Consider the following 17,011-nt stretch of genomic DNA (forward strand, 5'->3'; position numbering starts at 1 on the left):
TCTTCTCTCGTTTCAATGCACGGGCGCGGGCACGACCGGCACACCCGCCTTGCGCCGCCCCAGCTTGCGCTCCCCAACCGCCCACTGCACCAGCGCAATGGCCAGCGACATCAGGATCATGAGCACCGTGCAGTACGCCAGCGCGATGCCGTAGTCGCCGTTGCCGACGCGGCCGATGATGTAGGTGGTGGCCAGTTCGTTCTCCGCCGTGACCAGGAAGATCACCGCGCTCACCGTCGTCATGGCGCGCACGAAGCTGTAGACCAGCGCGGCCACCAGCGCGGGCTTGAGCAGCGGCAGCACCACCTTGAAGAGCGTCTGCGAGGTCGAGGCGCGCAGCATCAGCGAAGCCTCGTCGAGCGAGCGGTCGAGCTGCTTGAAGGCCGCCGTGCCGGCCCGCACGCCCACCGGCAGGTTCCGGAACATGAAGCACAGCACGATGATGAGCCCCGTGCCCGTGAGCTCGAAAGGCGGCACGTTGAAAGCCAGGATGTAGCTCACGCCCAGCACCGTGCCCGGAATCGCAAAGGCCAGCAGCGCGCCGAACTCGAACAGCCCCTGCCCCCTGAACTCGTTGCGCGCCAGCAGCCATGCAATCAGCAGGCCCAGCGCCGCGGTAATGGGCGCCGAGATGCCCGCCAGCTTGAGCGTGGTGATCAGCGAGTTCCACGCGGTGCCGGCCCACACCAGCCCGAACTGCCCCCACTCGAGCGCAAAGGCACTCTTGAAGTGGTTCAGCGTGAAGCTGTAATCGCGTCCCCAGGTCTGCACGAAGCCGCCCGCGAAGGCGAACAGGTACACCACGGCGGTGAACGCGATCCAAGGCAAGGCGATGCAGTAGATGGTGCGGCGCACGCCGTCAGGCAGCGCCATCGCGATGCCGGCGTCGCCCTTGCCGCTCACGGTGGTGTAGTTCTGCTTGCCCAGCACGCCGCGCTGCAGCGCGAACACGCCGAGCGCGAACAGCGTGAGCACCCAGGCCAGCGAGGCCGCACGGCCCTGGTCGTACTGCGCGCCGACGATGGCAAAGAAGATGTCGGTCGACAGCACCGAGAACTGCCCGCCCACCACCACCGGGTTGCCGAAGTCGGCAATGCTCTCGATGAAGCCCACCAGGAAGGCGTTGGCCAGCCCCGGCTTCAAGAGCGGCAGCGTGATGGTGAAGAAGGTGCGGCGGCGGTCGGCGCGCAGCATCTGCGCGGCTTCCTCGAGGCTGGGCGCAATGCCCTGCACCACGCCGCGCATGATCATGAAGGCAATGGGCGTGAACGCGAACAGCTGCGCCACCAGCACACCCGGCATGCCGTAGAACCAGCGCGTGGGCTCGATGCCGAACACGTTCTCCAGCACCTGGTTGACGATGCCGGCGCGGCCGAACAGCAAGATGAGCCCGAGGCCCACCACGAAGGGCGGCGTGATGATCGGCAGCAGCGCCAGCACCCGCAGCGCGCCCTGCCCGCGCTTGCTGCCGCGCTCGGCCATCAGCGCCATCAGCGTGCCGAGGAAGGTGGTGCCGGCCGCCGTGAGCAAGGCCAGCACCAGCGTGTTCCACGCCACGCCGCAGCGCACGCCGCCGGAGAGGCAGCCAAGGCCCCAGATGCGCTCGGTGAACACGCGTGCGACGAACGCGGTGATCGACCACTGCCCGTCCTCATTGAAGAACGCACCGGACAACGCCTTGCTCACCGGATAGGCAATGAACAGCGCCATCAGCACGCCGCAGCCGATGACCGCGGCAGACACGAACAGGTCGCCCTTGAAGAGGCCCAGCCGCGCAATGCCGAAGGCCGCCAGCAGCACCAGCGCGGTGAGCGCCACGAAGCCGCCCGCGCCGATGCCGAACTGGTTGATGGCCAGCTCGCCGAACTGCGCGTTGAGCGCCGCAAAGCTCCAGCCCCGCGCGCCGATGGCAAAGCCCGTGACGGCAAGCCCGATGGCACCGATCGCGCCGCCCGCCAGCAGCCAGCGCCCCTGCGCACGGCCTGCTGGCAGCCACGCGCCTACGGCGCACATCACAAGCCCCGCAAGGCCGATGAAGAGCCAGCTGCGGCCCCGCGTAGCCGCCTGCATGAGGCCGTTGGCACCCTCCGCCTGACCGAAGACCTGCGGAACGGCCTCGTACCAGGTGGCATCCTGGATCGCATACCAGGGCAGCAGCAGGTACGCCGCAAAGCCCAGCGCGACCCACGCCCAGATCCAGCGCCGCGAGCGCCGGATGGCAGCCAGCGACGCCGGATTGACCGGCGCGCCTTCAGCGACTGAACGCGCTTCCACTTAGCGCGGCAGCGAATTGACGTCTTTTTCCCAGCGCGCAATCAGGCGGCGGCGCTCGGCGCTGGCACCGTACTTGGCGTAGTCGTAGTTGATGAACTTGATCTTCTTGAAGTCCGGGATGCGCGGGTCGAGCTTGGCGTTGATGTTGCTCGGCAGCTGGAACTGCTTGTTGGCAGCGCCCAGCTCCTGCGCGGCGGGCGTCAGTGCCCATTCGTAGAACTTCTTGGCGGCATCGAGGTTGCGCGCGCCCTTGATGATGCTCATGGAGCCGATCTCGGCGCCCGTGCCATCACTCGGCGTGATGGTCTCGACCGGAAAGCCCTGCATCTTCTCTCCAGGGCCGTCGTGCACGAAGCTGATGGAGATCGCGGTTTCGCCGCGTGCCACCGCCTTGATCGGGCCGGTACCCGAGCGGGTGTACTGGCCCACGTTCTTGTGCAGCGCCTTGAGGTAGTCGAAGGCCTTGTCCTCGCCCATCATCTGAACCAGCGTGGCGATCATGGTGTAGGCCGTGCCGCTCGATGCGGGGTTGGCCACCTGGATGTCGCCCTTGTATTCGGGCTTGAGCAGGTCGGCCCAGGTCTTGGGCACTGGCAGCTTCTTCTTGGCCAGCAGCTCGGGGTTGTAGCCGAAGCCCAGCGGGCCCGAATAGATGCCGACCGTCTTGTAGCCCGACTGCTTGGCTTGCTGCTGGGCCCAGGGGTGCAGCTGCGACAGCGTGGGCGACTTGTATTCGAGCGTGAGACCCTGCTCGGCCGCCTGCAGGTGCGGATCGCCGGTGCCGCCGAACCAGATGTCGGTCTTGGGGTTGTCCTTCTCGGCAATCAGCTGGGCCAGCGCCTCGCCCGAGCCCTTGAGCGCCATGTTGATGCGCACGCCGGTGGTTCGGGCATAGACGGTGGAAATCACGTTGCACCACTCGGCCTGGACCGAGCAGATCACGTTGACGGTCTGGGCCGACGCGGCGGCCGACAGGCCGAGCAGCACGGCTGCGGTGAGAATCTTGCTCTTCATTGGGTCCCTCCACCTCTGTGCAATAAAAAAAGGCCTCGCGGCCATGGGGCAGCGTAGCTTTAGTACAGGTCTCTCGAATCGGTACAAGTACCATCGCGACTGGCGCATGTCGCATCAGCGACGCATGCAGCCTGCCTCGGCACTCAGACAAAGGAAAGTTTTCTCATGAGCTTCGATCTCGTTCTGTTCGGCGGTACTGGCGATCTCGCGTGGCGCAAGCTGATGCCCGCGCTGTTCCAGGCATTCCGGCACGGCAGTCTGCCACCTGACGGCCGCATCGTCGGCGTGGCGCGGGACGACCTGTCGGACGACCAGTACCGGGAGCTGATCCAGTCGCGCTTCAAGGCGGTCGAAGGCGCCAAGCGGCCTTCACCGGAGGAGTTCGAGAAGTTCGCCTCCATGCTGCACTACCTGCGCATGGACCTCTCGAAGCCCGACGACTATGCCCGCCTGGCGAGCCTGCTCAACCAGCGCGACGCCAAGACGGTGGTGATGTACGTGGCCACGGCGCCCGCGCTCTTCACCCAGGTGGTCGAGCAGATCGCGGCGGCCGGGCTCAACGGCTCCAGGACCCGCATCGTGCTGGAGAAACCGCTGGGCCACGACCTGGCTTCCAACCGCGCCATCAACTCCGCCGTTGGCAAGGTGCTCGAAGAAAAGCAGGTCTTTCGCATCGACCACTACCTCGGCAAGCCTTCGGTGCAGAACCTGTTCGCCATGCGCTTCGGCAATGCGCTGTTCGAGCCCATCTGGCGCCGCGAGCACATCTCTAACATCCAGATCACCATTGCCGAAGACCTGGGCGTGGAAAAGCGCGGCGCGTTCTACGACCAGACCGGCGCACTGCGCGACATGGTGCAGAACCACGCGCTGCAGTTGCTGTGCGCCGTGGCCATGGAGCCGCCGATCAACTCGCACGCCGACGCCATCCGCGACGAAAAGCTCAAGGTGCTGCGCGCCCTCAAGCCCTGGACGCCCGAGAGCCTGGGCCTGCACACGGTGCGCGGCCAGTACACGGCCGGCACGGCCTACGGCGAGCGGGTGCAGGGCTACCGCGACGAGCCGGGCGTGAACCCGGACAGCCGCACCGAGACCTTCGTGGCGCTGCGCACCGAAATCGCCAACTGGCGCTGGGCCGGCGTGCCCTTCTACATCCGCACCGGCAAGCGGCTGGCTTCGCGCGACGCGCGCATCGAGGTCAACTTCAGGCCCACGCCGCATGCCATCTACCGGGCACCGGCGGGCAACGTCAACAAGCTGGTGATCAACCTGCAGCCCAAGGACGGGCTGGAGCTTCACATGCTCGCGCAGGCGCAGGACAACCGGCAGCGCACCAACGGCAACCAGAGCGCGGCCGCGCAGCTGGCGCCGGTGCAGCTCGACCTCGACTTCGACAAGCGCTTCGGCGCCGAACGCGTGGGCGCCTACGAGCGCCTGCTGCTCGACGTGATCGACGGCCGCCTGAACCTGTTCGTGCGCAGCGACGAGCAGGAAGAAGCATGGCGCTGGGTCGAGCCGCTGATCGACAGCTGGGAATCGGACGGCGGCCCGCGCCCCTATGCGGCTGGCACCTGGGGCCCGAGCGCGTCCAGCGCGATGATTGCGCGCGACGGCTTCGCCTGGGGCGAAGAGCAGTAACGCCCGCTTCGGTCGCGCTCAGCCGAACTGCAGGCAACGCATGCTGAGCGTGCCCGACTGGAATCCCTCGTAGATCGTCTTCGCGCGCTCGCCGCTCCCGGCGGCGCCGAGGGCGTAGAGAAACGGGTAGTAGTGATCGGGCATCGCCACGGCGGTCGATGCGCCTTCCAGCTTCGCGTAGTCGACCAGTGCTCGGTCGTCACGGCCCGCAAGTGCAGACTTCACCGCATCGTCGAACGACTGTGCCCATGGCCGGCTTGCGCTGGGCCCGTCGGGCGTTCCGCGGTCGGTGGCGCGCAGGTTGTGCACCACGTTGCCGCTGCCCATCACCAGCACGCCCTTGTCGCGCAGCGCGGCGAGGTCACGGCCCACCGCATAGTGGAAGGCGGCCGGCTTGTCGTAGTCGATGCTGAGCTGGAACACGGGAATGTCGGCCTTGGGGTACAGGTGCTTCAGCACCGACCACGTGCCGTGGTCGAGGCCCCATTGCTCGGTGGCGATCACCGGCGTCTGCTTCACCACGCCGACGGTCTCCTGGGCAAGCGCGGGGTGACCCGGCGCCGGGTATTCGATGTCGAACAGCGCCTGCGGGAAGCCGCCGAAGTCGTGGATCGTCTTCGGCTTCGCCTGCATGCCGACACCGGTGGCGCCGCGGCTGAGCCAGTGCGCCGACACGCTGAGGATGGCCGAGGGCCGGGGCAGCTCGCGGCCCCATGCCGAGAGCCGGCGCGTGAAGGCGTTGTCGCTGATGGCGTTCATCGGCGAGCCGTGGCCGATGAAGACGACCGGCATGCGGCGCGAAGGCGCTGCGCTGGCGGCTTGCACGCTGCAGGCCAGCGAGGCCAGCACCGCAGTCGCGCCAAGGGCAGTGCCCATCAGGAAGCCACGGCGGCCCAGTTCGGAGGTTGCAAGCGTTGTCGTCATTGGCATGGCGGCACTCTGCAACAGTTTCCGGCGCAAGGCGGTGCCTTTGCGCACACTTTTTCGAAGATCGATGGTTCCGCCCTACTTACTCGCGAGCACAGGCGCCTCGCGCAGCGGCGCTCCCTTGACCACGAGTTGCACCACCACCGCGACCACGATGTTGAGCACCAGCGCCGCCAGCCCGGTGTATAGCGTGTAGCTGCCATCGCCGATCACGAAGGTGTGCACCGGCTTGATGCCGTCCGAGAACGCCAGCCAGCTGCCGCCGAGCAGCCCCACAGCCCAGCCCGCCAGCAGCGCCGGTGCGCGGAACCAGCCGAAGAACAGGCCGAACACCACCGCCGGGAAGGTCTGCAGGATCCACAGGCCGCCCAGCAATTGCAGGTCGAGCGCGAACTGCGTGGGCAGGAACAGGATGAACACCAGCGCCCCCAGCTTGACCACCAGCGACACGATCTTCGCGACCTTGGCCTCGCCCGCCGGCGTGACGTCGGGCCGCACGTAGGCTTTCCAGAAGTTGCGCGTGAACAGGTTGGCCGCACCGATCGACATCACCGCCGCCGGCACCAGCGCGCCGATGGCAATGGCCGCGAACGCGAAGCCCGCGAACCACGACGGGAACAGCGCATTGAAGAGCGCCGGCACCACGTCGTTGTTGCTCTTCACCGTGAGATGGGCTGCATAGGCCATGTAGCCCAGCAGCGCGATGAGCCCCAGCAGCACCGTGTACGCCGGCAGGAAGACGGCATTCTTGCGGATGGTGTTGGCGCTCTTGGCCGCGAAGATGCCGGTGAGCGTGTGCGGGTACATGAAGGCCGCAAGCGCCGAGCCCAGCGCCAGGCTCGCGTACGGCAGGTACTGCGCCGGCTTGAGCGTGAGCCCCGTCGCGCCGCCCTTGGCCGCGAAGGCATCGCCCGCCGCGTGGAACACGCTGCCGTAGCCGCCGAGCTTCATGGGCACCAGCACCACGGCCACCAGCACCACGATGTAGATCATCAGGTCCTTCACGAACGCGATGAGCGCCGGTGCGCGCAGCCCCGCCGAGTAGGTGTAGAGCGCCAGGATCACGAAGGCCGCCGCCAGCGGCAGCTCGCCCGTGAGCCCCAGCGCCTTGATGACCACCTCCATGCCGACCAGTTGCAGCGCGATGTAGGGCATGGTCGCGACCACGCCGGTCACGGCAATGGCCAGCTCCAGCGCGCGCGAGCCGTAGCGCCCGTACACCACGTCGGCGGCAGTCACGTGCCCGGCCTTGTGCGCGGCATGCCAGAGCTTCGGCATGATGATGAAGACGATCGGGTACACGAGGATGGTGTACGGCAGCGCGAAGAAGCCGTAGGCACCCACGGCGTACACCAGCGCGGGCACGGCGATCACGGTGTAGGCGGTGTAGAAGTCGCCGCCCACCAGGAACCAGGTGATCCAGGTGCCGAAGTTGCGGCCGCCCAGGCCCCACTCGTCGAGGTGCGCGCCCTTGCCCTTGGCGCCGCCGCTCTGCCAGCGCGAGGCCCAGAAGCCCATCACCGTGACCAGCACGAAGAAGAAGACGAAGACCGACAGCGCGGTCCAGTTGATCTGGCCGTCCATCATTCGTCTCCCTCTTCATACCCGCTGCGGTAGACGATCCAGATCAGCAGCGCGGTGATCGGCACCCACAGCAGCTGGTACCAGTAGAAGAAGGGAAAGCCGAACAGCTCCGGCAAGGGGCTGTTGTAGAACGGCAGCCACAGAAGCCCGATGAAGGGCAACAAGAGCAAGGCCCACATGTGCTGTTCTCCTTGGTGTGATTTTTACGAAAGCACCAAGGAGTTATAGACCTGAAGCCGAACACGCGGCGCCGACCCGGATTAAGCGGCCGTGCTAGATGCGGCCCTCCTCGGCCGCATGGCAAGCGACTTGCACGCCCTTGATGCTCAGCAGCTTCGGGCGCTCGGAAGAACAGCGCGCATTCGCATGCGGGCAGCGCGGGTGAAAGGCGCAGCCCGTGGGCGGGTTCAGCGGGTTCGGCACTTCGCCCTGCACCGGCGTGCGCTGGCGCCCCGTGTGCTTCATCTGCGGAATGGCATCGAGCAGCATGCGGGTGTATGGATGCTGCGGCGCCGAGAACAGCTTCTGCTTGTCGGCCACCTCGACCAGCCGGCCCAGGTACATCACGCCGACCTGGTCGGCCACATGGCGCACCACGGCGAGGTTGTGCGAGATGAAGAGATAGGTCAGGCCCTGCTCGCGCTGCAGGTCCTTCATGATGTTGAGCACCTGCGCCTGCACGCTCACGTCGAGCGCCGAGGTAGGCTCGTCGCACACCAGGAACTCGGGCTGCGTGGCGAGCGCGCGCGCAATCGAGATGCGCTGGCGCTGGCCGCCCGAGAACTGGTGCGGGTACTTGCTCATGTCCAGCGGCGAGAGGCCGACCGACTTGAGCAGTTCGCCCACGCGCTCGCGCAGCGCGGCCTTGTCGCTCAGGATGTCGTGCTCGCGCAGCGGCTCGCCGATGATTTCTTCCACGATCCAGCGCGGGTTCAGGCTCGCGTAGGGGTCCTGGAAGATCATCTGGATGCGGCGGCGCAGCTTGCGGCCCTCGGGGGTCTTGAACGCGGCGTGCGCGTCCTGTCCGTCGAACTGCAGGCCGCCGCGCGTGGGCGCGTAGAGGCCCACCAGCAGGCGCGCCACGGTGCTCTTGCCGCAGCCCGACTCGCCTACCAGCGCCAGCGTCTTGCCGCGCTCGATGGAAAAGCTCACGCCGTCGACCGCGTGCAGCAGCACGCGCGGCTTGCGTTCGAGTACGCGGTTGAGCCAGGGCGGCGAGACGTCGAAGGTGCGAGCGAGGTCGTGCGCGACCACGAGCGGTTCGCTCATCGCGTCACCTCCACGATGGGTTCGGCCGCTTCGGGCGTGGCGCGTTCGCCGGCCGCCAATGCGTCGTGATGCCTTGCCGCAATCTCGGCCTGGCCGGCATGCGGATCGGCCGCATCGTGCAGCCAGCAGGCAGCGCGCGTGGCGCCGGCATGCATGAGCTCGGGCCGCTCGACGAGGCATCGCGCAAAGGTGCGCGGGCAACGCGGGTTATAGGCACAGCCGGTGGGAATGGCGTTGAGCCGCGGCATCGCACCGTCGATCTGGTTGAGCCGCTCGCGGTCGCTCGTCATGTCGGGAATCGAGGCCATCAGGCCGGAGGTGTAGGGATGCGCGGGCTGGTGGATCACTTCGTGCACCGGGCCGATCTCGGCAATGCGGCCGGCATACATCACGGCCACGCGGTCGCAGGTTTCGGCGATCACGCCCATGTCGTGCGTGATCAGCATCACCGCCGCGCCGCGGTCTTTGCAGACCTGCTTGAGCAGCTGAATGATCTGCGCCTGGATCGACACGTCGAGCGCGGTGGTCGGCTCGTCGGCCACGATCAGCTTCGGCTCAGCCGCAAGCGCCAATGCGATCACCACGCGCTGCCGCATGCCACCCGAGAACTGGTGCGGGAAGTGGTCGATGCGCTGCTCGGCGGCGGGAATGCCGGTGTCCTGCAGCAGGCCGATGGCGCGCTTGCGCGCTTCGCTCTCGGTCACGGGCAAGTGGGCGCGAATGGTTTCTATCAGCTGCCGGCCCACGGTGTAGAGCGGGTTCAGCGAAGTCAGCGGGTCCTGGAAGATCGCGCCGATCTTGCGGCCGCGAATGGGCCGCATCGCGTCGAAGCCGAGGTTGTCGATGCGCTGGCCCTCCAGCAGGATCTCGCCGCCGGCCACGCGGCCCGGCGGCTCGAGCAGGCCGATGATGGCCGCGCCCGTGAGCGACTTGCCGGCGCCCGATTCGCCCACCACGCCGAGGATTTCGCCGGGCGCGATGTCGAATGAAATGCGGTCGAGCGCGCGCAGCGTGCCGCGGCGGTGCGGAAATTCGACGACGAGGTCTTTGACCTGGAGCAGCGTCATGGTGGCGTTCTCCTAATCTTTCTTCTCTTCAGCGCAGACGCGGATTGAGCGCGTCGCGCAGCCAGTCGCCGAGCAGGTTCACGCTGAGTGCGATCAGCACCAGCATCAGGCCCGGAAACACCGTGATCCACCATTCGCCCGAGAACAGGTACTGGTTGCCGATGCTGATGAGCGTGCCCAGCGAAGGCGAAGTCGGCGGCACGCCCACGCCGAGGAACGACAGCGTGGCCTCGGTGATGATGGCCGTGGCCACCTGGATCGTGGCCAGCACCATCACTGGCCCCATCACGTTGGGCAGCACGTGGCGCAGCATGATGCGCATAGGCGCCACGCCGGTGACGCGCGCGGCCTGCACATATTCCTTGTTGCGCTCCACCAGCGTGGAGCCGCGCACCGTGCGCGCGTACTGCACCCAGCCGGTCAGCGAGATGGAAATGATCAGCACGCCGAAGGCCAGCGACTCGTGCGCGCCGGGAAAGAGCGCGCGGCCGACGCCGGCGATGAGCAGCGCCACCAGGATGGGCGGAAACGACAGCATCACGTCGCACACGCGCATGAGGAAGGAGTCGAGCCAGCCGCCGAAGAAGCCGGCGAGCAGGCCCAGCACCACGCCGACCGCCACCGACAGCACCACCGACACCAGGCCGACGATCAGCGAGATGCGTGCGCCGTAGATGACGGCCGAGAGAATGTCGCGGCCCTGGTCATCGGTGCCCAGCAGGTACTTGGCCGAACCTTCGGCGCTCCATGCGGGCGGCAGGCGCGCGTCGCTGAGCTCGAGGGTGGCGAGGTCGAAGGGGTTGTGCGGCGACACCCATCCGGCGAACACCGCGCAGACCACGCAGACCAGCGCGATCAGCGCCGCGCCAATGGCCACGGGCGATGTGCGAAAGCTGTAGCCGACATCGCTGTCGAGCCAACGGGCGAGTGTTTTTTTCATCGTGAGGCAAAAGGAATGGGCCCGCAAGAAGCGGGCCCATGGTCAGGCCGCCTTGCGGGTGGCCAGCGGGATCACGGCTTGATGCTCATCCACTTGAAGTACATGAAGTTGTCGGCCAGCTGCACCAGCTCGACCTTCTTGCTCACGCCCCAGGCCAGCGACTGCTGATGCAGCGGCAGGTGGCCGATGTCGTCGGCGTGCATCTTGAACGCCTCCTTGATCAGCTCGTTGCGCTTGGCCTTGTCGCTCTCGGACTGGATCTTCTTGGTCAGCTCGTCGAGCTTGGGGTTGCAGTACGCACCCAGGTTGAACTGGCCGGTGCCCTTGTCGTCGGGGCAGGAGGTGAGCGAGCTCAGCGCGTTGTGCGAGTCGTAGGTGGTCGGGGTCCAGCCCAGCATGTAGAAGCTGGTGTCGCGGCGCAGCACCTTCGGGAAGTAGGTGCCCTTGGTTTCAGCCACGAGGTTGATCTTGACGCCGATCTTCGCGAGGTTGGAGGCAACGCTCTGGCAGATCTGGCCGTCGTTCACGTAGCGGTCGTTCGGGCAGTTCAGCGACACTTCGAAGCCGTTCGGATAGCCGGCTTCGGTCAGCAGCTTCTTGGCGGCCTCGACGTCGTAGGGCAAGCGCTTGTCCTGCTCGGCGGTCCAGCCGTTGATGCCGGGGCCGACCAGAAGGCCGGTGGGCTTGGAGGCGCCGCGCATCACGGTCTTCTGGATGCCGACGATGTCGATGGCCTGGTAGAAGGCCTGGCGAACGCGCTTGTCCTTGAACGGGTTCTTGCCCTTGATGTTCGAGTACTGCAGCTCGTCGCGCTTCTGGTCCATGCCCAGGAAGATGGTGCGCATCTCGGGGCCGGTGATCACGCGGGCGTTGGGCGCGGCGTTGATGCGGGCGATGTCCTGCACCGGCACGGGCTCCATCACGTCGACTTCACCCGAGACCAGTGCGGCCACGCGAGTGGCCGGGTTGGCGATGGGCGTGAAGATGATCTCCTGCGCGTTGCCGTCGATCTTGCCCCAGTAGGTGCCGTTGCGCGTGAACACGGTGCGCACGTTGGGCTGGCGCTCACGCACACGGAACGGGCCGGTGCCGTTGGCCTTGAACGAGGCGGTGTTCTCGATGCCCTTGCGGCGATCCACCGGCTTGGTGGCCTGGTTTTCCTCGCACCACTTCTTGCTCATGATCATGGTGAGCGAGATCACGTCGGGCAGGATCGGGAAGGGGCCGTTGGTTTCGATCTCGACGGCGAGGTCGCCGACCTTGCGCACGGCCTTGATGTCGCTCAGCGTGGCACGCAAGTCGGAGCCGTCGCCCTGGGCGCGCGCAAAGCTGAACACCACGTCGTCGGCGGAGAACGGGGTGCCGTCGTGGAAGGTCACGCCCTTGCGCAGTTCGAAGCGCCAGACATTCGGCGAGGTCTGCTTCCAGCTGGTGGCCAGCAGCGGTGCAAGGCTCAGGTCCTTGTTGCGGCCCACGAGGGTTTCATAGACGTTGGCGGTCACGCTCAGCTGTAGCGATTCGTTGAGCGAGTGCGGGTCCAGCGATAGCGCGTCCCCCTGGTTCGCGATGCGGATGGTCTGCGCGCCGGCGACCATGCTGACGGCGCCCAGGGCGCACAAAACGGCGGCCGCAGCCACACTTTTCTTGAAACTCATGGGAACACTCCTCGGGTTGGAATCAAACACATCACGTCGCCGCGGTAGCGGCGGCTCTCCCTGGCTGCGCACCGCGGGTAACGGCAAGCGGCATGCCCTGCTCGATCAGGCCGGCATGCAGCGCGGCGCCAAGCGGCAGGATCTCGTCATTGAAGTCGTAGCGGCTGTTGTGCAGGTAGGCGCCATCGCGCACGTCCTGGCCGATGCGCAGGTAGGCGCCGGCTTTCTTCTGCAGCATGAAAGAGAAGTCTTCGGCGCCCATGCTGGGCTCCATGCTGCGCTCGACATTCTTCGCACCCACCAGCGACTCGGCCACATCGGCCGCGAACATGGCCTCGGGCGCGGTGTTGATGGTGGCGGGGTAGATGCGCTCGTACTTGATGCTGGCGCTGGCGCCGAAGCCCGCAGCAATGGCCGCGCACAGCTCGTTCAGCCGCTGCTCGATCTGCGCCTGCACGCGCGCGCTGAAGGTGCGCACGGTGCCGACCAGCGTGGCCTCGCCCGGCACCACGCTCATCGCGCCGAGATCGCCGGCCTGCATCGCGCAGATGCTGATGACGGCGGCGTCGATCGGGCGCACGTTGCGCGAAACGATGGTCTGTGCGGCCGTAATGATGTGCGCCGCGACGATCACGGGGTCGACGGTCTGGTAGGCGTGCGCGCCATGGCCGCCCTTGCCCTTGATGCTGATGGTGATGCGGTCGGCCGCGGCCATCATCGCGCCACGGTTGATGCCGACAGTGCCGGCCGGCATGGCGGGCCAGTTGTGCATCGCGTAGACGGCGTTGACCGGGAAGCGGTCGAACAGGCCGTCCTCGATCATCACGCGCGCGCCGGCGCAGCCCTCTTCGCCGGGCTGGAAGATGAGCACGGCGGTGCCGTCGAAGTCACGCGTCTCGGCCAGGTAGCGCGCGGCGCCGACCAGCATGGCAGTGTGGCCGTCGTGGCCGCAGCCGTGCATGAGGCCCTCGCTGGCGGAGCGCCAGCCGAAGTCGTTGTCTTCGCGCATGGGCAGCGCGTCCATGTCGGCGCGCAGGCCGATCATGCGGCCGCTGGCCGTCGAACGGCCGCGGATGACGCCGACCACGCCGGTCTTGCCGATGCCCTCGTGGATCTCGTCGACACCGCAGGCGCGCAGGGCCTCGCGCACGCGGCCGGAGGTGTAGATCTCCTCGAAGCCGAGCTCGGGGTGTGCGTGCAGGTCGCGGCGGAAGGCCGTGATCTCGGGATAGAAGTTCGCAATGTGCGCGAATGCGCGGCCGGAGGCCTTGAGGCGCGGGGCCTCTGCTGTCGCTGTCGTCATGTCAGTGCCCTCCCGCCTTGCCGACGCGCAATCGCGGATCGACCACGAAGTACAGCAGGTCGACCACGAGGTTGATCACCACGAAGATCAGGGCAATAAGACATAGGTAGGCTGCCATCACCGGAATGTCGGCGAAGGTCACGGCCTGGATGAACAGCAGCCCCATGCCGGGCCACTGGAACACCGACTCGGTGATGATCGCGAAGGCAATCAGGCCGCCGAGCTGCAGGCCGGTGATGGTCATCACGGGCACCAGCGTGTTCTTGAGCGCATGGCCGAAGTGGATGGCGCGGTTCGTCAGGCCCCGCGCGCGCGCGAACTTGATGTAGTCGGTGCGCAGCACCTCGAGCATCTCGGCGCGCACCAGCCGCATGATCAGCGTGAGCTGGAAGATCGCCAGCGTCACCGCCGGCAACACGATGTGCTGCCAGCCGTCGGCACTGAAGAGGCCGCTGGTCCACCAGCCGAGCTTCACGGTCTCGCCGCGCCCGAAGCTCGGGAACCACCCCAGCGTCACGGCGAAGACGAGGATCAGCAGGATGCCGATCAGGAAGGTGGGCAGGGATACGCCGAGCAGCGACACGGTCATGAACACCTGGCTCATGAAGGTGCCGCGGCGTAGCGCGGTGTACACGCCCATCGGAATGCCGATGAACAGCGCCAGCACGGCCGCGACGAGCGCGAGTTCAAGCGTGGCGGGGAAGCGCTCGCCGATGAGTCGCGACACCTTCGCGCCTTGGCGCAGGCTCAGGCCGAACTCGCCTTGTGCGGCATTGACGAGAAAGTGCCAGAACTGCACGAAGAAGGGCTGGTCGAGCCCCAATGCGGCGCGCAGTTCGCGGATCTGCTCGGGCTTGGCGTCCTGCCCCAGCAGGAACACGACGGGGTCGCCGACGTATTGGAAGAGGAGAAAGGCGATGAACGCGACCGCGACCATCACGATCACGGCCTGGATCAGGCGGCGCAGTACAAAGGCAATCATTCATCGAGCGGAGTGAACGGGGCATGCTAGCAGTGCAAGGTGCGTGCCCGCACGGTGGTTCCCCGGGGGTGCGCCTCGTGGTTTCCCCAAGAGTGTCCAGACGAAAAAAAGCCACTCGACTTTCGTCGAGTGGCTTTCGAGCTTTTGATTCGAAGCTGGCTTACGCCAGCGTCAAATTAGAAAGCGTGACGGATACCGAAGTCGTAGCCGGTGGAGCTCTTCGGGGTGAAGACGCCAGCTGCGTTGTTGTAGAAGGCCGGGCCGCCAACCGTGAAGCCAGCGCCGTTCTTGTTGCTGACGCGAGCGATCGTTGCGTACAGAGCCGTGCGCTTCGACAGGTTGTGCACGTAGCCCAGAGCCAGCTTGTTGGCCTTGGGATCAGGCGTGTTCAGAGCGAACGGGTTGTTCGGCAGGTTCTGGTCGATCTTGACATGCGACCACGAAGCGCGGATCAGGCCAGCACCGACCGGCACGGTAGCGCCGAGCAGGTAACCGGTCGTGTCGATGTCAGGACGGCCACCAGCCAGCGGGGTGACTTCGTAGTCGATCTTGTTCTTGACGCGCGACAGTTCACCGAACAGCTTCACGGGACCGAAGTCATACGAAGCGCCCAGGTTCAGCGTGTTGGTCTTGGTGGTCGTGCCGGCGTAGTAGTCGTCACCCACGGTGCTGCTGCCATAAGCCAGCGCAACGTCCAGAGGACCGTTGGCGTAGCCGAAGCGGCCACCGACGTAACGACCTTGACGCTGGCTGTTGGCCACGTTAGGCGTGAAGATGCCCGAGTCGTACTTGGTCTTTTCAGCAAGGCCGTACTGCACTTGACCGTAGAAACCACCCAGGTTCGGCGGCAGGAAGTAGCCAACGACGTTGCTTGCGCGAACGTAGTTGCTGGTGCCGGTGTTGGTGGCGGCGCCGGTCGATGCTGCGGGGGTGCCGAAAGCGCCGAACTGGTTGCTGGCCGAGAAGATCAGGTTGGTGCCAACGCCGTTGGTGCCGAACGGATCGAACACGGTGTCGTTCCAGAACGTAGCGGTGTAGTCACGACCCAGGCGGAGTTCACCGAAACCACCCGACAGGCTGACGGTCGAGCGACGGGCGAACGTTGCAACACCTTCAGAGCCGTCATCGTTCTTGATCGGGGCTTCGAGCCAGAAGCTGGCTGCCAGGCCACCACCGAGGTCTTCCGTACCACGGAAGCCCAGGCGGCTCGAGTTGTAACCCGAGTTAGCCAGTTCACGACGGCTGGTCTTGACCGAACCTTGGTTCAGGTACGTGGGGATACCGAAAGCGTTGGGGAACACGGTCGCGCGGTTGTCGCGGGCGGTGCTCGAATAGCCGCTGATCGACGCGTCGACCACACCAAACAGCGTGACGGACGACTGAGCCGAGGCAACACCGGCAACAGCCAGGGCAGCCAGAGCAACTAGAGATTTTTTCATTGCAAGTTTCTCCAAGGTTAAACATAGGGCTCCGGTGCGAAGGGCTCACCGTGACTGGCACTTTTGTGCTCCCACCGGACCCCGGGCCAACCTCCTTTTGGGAAGTTGATGCTATTGCACCAGAGCCGCTGCGGCAGGGCAAAACAATTCGCCCGAAATCTTGGATGGCTCGCGCGTTTCGTTGCACGCTTGCAACAAAGGACTTAGACCCCTCTGCGCACCACTATGTGAAATATGACGAGGCTCCGGCATGGCATTTCGCATGTGCGTTCAAATAGCCACATGACGCTCATGATCGACTCTGTTCTGACCGCGGCAGACGCTGCATTGCGCACGCTTTTTGCCCGCCCCCATGCCACGCGGGCGACGCCCGCCCCCTCACAGGCACCGGGTGAAATGAGTGAAGCGGAACGTCGGGAAGCCGGCGCGCTGATGCGGGTGAATCATGTGGGTGAAGTCTGCGCACAGGCGCTTTACACAGCCCAGGCAGCGGTGACACGCGATCCTGCGCTGCGCGCCCATTTCCTCGAAGCGGCGCACGAGGAAACCGATCACCTGGCCTGGACCCGGCAACGCCTTGACGAGTTGGGGGCGCGCCCGTCGATCCTGAATCCTCTCTGGTACGCAGGCGCTTTCGGCCTCGGCCTCGTCGCAGGCCGCCTCGGAGACCCATTGAGTCTGGGGTTCGTCGCAGAGACTGAGCGTCAGGTGGAGGCCCACCTGGACAGCCACCTCGATCGCCTTCCGTCGGGAGACAGCGCATCCAAGGCAGTGGTCGAGCAGATGAAGCTAGACGAAGCCCGTCATGCGTCGCAGGCTGTCGACGCCGGCGCGGCGGAGCTCCCGGCGCCGGCCAAGGCCCTGATGCGCGTGGCTTCCCGCGTGATGACCACGCTGGCGCACCGCATCTAGGCCACTT

14 protein-coding genes are annotated in these 17,011 nt (G+C 66.2%); 2 read left to right on the plus strand and 12 right to left on the minus strand.

What is annotated here, in order from left to right; all coding sequences use genetic code 11:
* Positions 1 to 12 precede the first annotated feature (12 nt).
* Together BLW48_RS03235 and BLW48_RS03240 are read right to left on the minus strand one after the other, a co-directional pair.
* Positions 13 to 2,274 (minus strand): ABC transporter permease, encoded by a 2,262-nt coding sequence (locus tag BLW48_RS03235; RefSeq protein ID WP_093172575.1) that lies wholly within the window; start codon positions 2,272 to 2,274, stop codon positions 13 to 15.
* Positions 2,275 to 3,288 carry an ABC transporter substrate-binding protein gene (locus tag BLW48_RS03240; RefSeq protein WP_093048353.1) on the minus strand — a complete coding sequence of 338 codons (1,014 nt, stop codon included), beginning with the start codon at positions 3,286 to 3,288 and terminating at the stop codon, positions 2,275 to 2,277.
* A gap of 165 nt (positions 3,289 to 3,453) precedes the next feature.
* Here BLW48_RS03240 and zwf point away from each other — a divergent pair, with 165 nt between their 5' ends.
* On the plus strand, positions 3,454 to 4,926 hold the full coding sequence (zwf, locus tag BLW48_RS03245; RefSeq protein ID WP_093048351.1) for a glucose-6-phosphate dehydrogenase: 1,473 nt from the start codon (positions 3,454 to 3,456) through the stop codon (positions 4,924 to 4,926).
* Between the two features lie 18 nt (positions 4,927 to 4,944).
* On the opposite strand, the gene ygiD is transcribed toward zwf, so the two are convergent.
* From ygiD to BLW48_RS03295, 10 genes are all read right to left on the minus strand, one after another.
* The gene (gene ygiD, locus BLW48_RS03250) at positions 4,945 to 5,856 is read right to left on the minus strand and encodes a 4,5-DOPA-extradiol-dioxygenase (protein WP_093173240.1); all 912 of its coding nucleotides are present in this window, start codon (positions 5,854 to 5,856) and stop codon (positions 4,945 to 4,947) included.
* A gap of 75 nt (positions 5,857 to 5,931) precedes the next feature.
* A complete protein-coding gene (gene mctP, locus BLW48_RS03255) occupies positions 5,932 to 7,437 on the minus strand; it encodes a monocarboxylate uptake permease MctP (RefSeq protein ID WP_093173242.1) in 1,506 nt (501 codons plus the stop codon).
* Positions 7,437 to 7,616 carry a DUF3311 domain-containing protein gene (locus BLW48_RS03260; protein WP_093075954.1) on the minus strand — a complete coding sequence of 60 codons (180 nt, stop codon included), beginning with the start codon at positions 7,614 to 7,616 and terminating at the stop codon, positions 7,437 to 7,439. The genes mctP and BLW48_RS03260 overlap by 1 nt, the downstream gene beginning before the upstream one ends.
* Before the next feature lie 94 nt (positions 7,617 to 7,710).
* Positions 7,711 to 8,706, minus strand: coding sequence for an ABC transporter ATP-binding protein (locus tag BLW48_RS03265; protein ID WP_093172577.1), 996 nt, complete (start codon positions 8,704 to 8,706; stop codon positions 7,711 to 7,713).
* Entirely contained in the window at positions 8,703 to 9,773 is a 1,071-nt protein-coding gene (locus BLW48_RS03270) for an ABC transporter ATP-binding protein (RefSeq protein WP_093075957.1), read from the minus strand. Before BLW48_RS03270 ends, BLW48_RS03265 begins: the two co-directional genes overlap by 4 nt.
* Positions 9,774 to 9,801: 28 nt before the next feature.
* Positions 9,802 to 10,713 (minus strand): ABC transporter permease, encoded by a 912-nt coding sequence (locus BLW48_RS03275; protein ID WP_093048339.1) that lies wholly within the window; start codon positions 10,711 to 10,713, stop codon positions 9,802 to 9,804.
* Between the two features lie 71 nt (positions 10,714 to 10,784).
* Positions 10,785 to 12,368 (minus strand): ABC transporter substrate-binding protein, encoded by a 1,584-nt coding sequence (locus BLW48_RS03280; protein WP_093172579.1) that lies wholly within the window; start codon positions 12,366 to 12,368, stop codon positions 10,785 to 10,787.
* Positions 12,369 to 12,399: 31 nt separating this feature from the next.
* Entirely contained in the window at positions 12,400 to 13,671 is a 1,272-nt protein-coding gene (locus BLW48_RS03285; RefSeq protein ID WP_093172581.1) for a M20 aminoacylase family protein, read from the minus strand.
* 1 nt (position 13,672) lies between these two features.
* Positions 13,673 to 14,653, minus strand: a complete 981-nt coding sequence (locus tag BLW48_RS03290) for an ABC transporter permease (RefSeq protein ID WP_093172583.1) — start codon at positions 14,651 to 14,653, stop codon at positions 13,673 to 13,675.
* 176 nt (positions 14,654 to 14,829) lie between these two features.
* Positions 14,830 to 16,092, minus strand: a complete 1,263-nt coding sequence (locus BLW48_RS03295) for a porin (protein ID WP_093172586.1) — start codon at positions 16,090 to 16,092, stop codon at positions 14,830 to 14,832.
* Positions 16,093 to 16,374: 282 nt separating this feature from the next.
* Between BLW48_RS03295 and coq7 the strand changes: the two genes are divergently transcribed.
* Positions 16,375 to 17,004, plus strand: a complete 630-nt coding sequence (gene coq7, locus BLW48_RS03300; protein WP_093172588.1) for a 2-polyprenyl-3-methyl-6-methoxy-1,4-benzoquinone monooxygenase — start codon at positions 16,375 to 16,377, stop codon at positions 17,002 to 17,004.
* Positions 17,005 to 17,011 lie beyond the last annotated feature (7 nt).

The organism is Variovorax sp. YR266 (genome assembly GCF_900107295.1).
Classification (GTDB): Bacteria; Pseudomonadota; Gammaproteobacteria; order Burkholderiales; family Burkholderiaceae_C; genus Variovorax.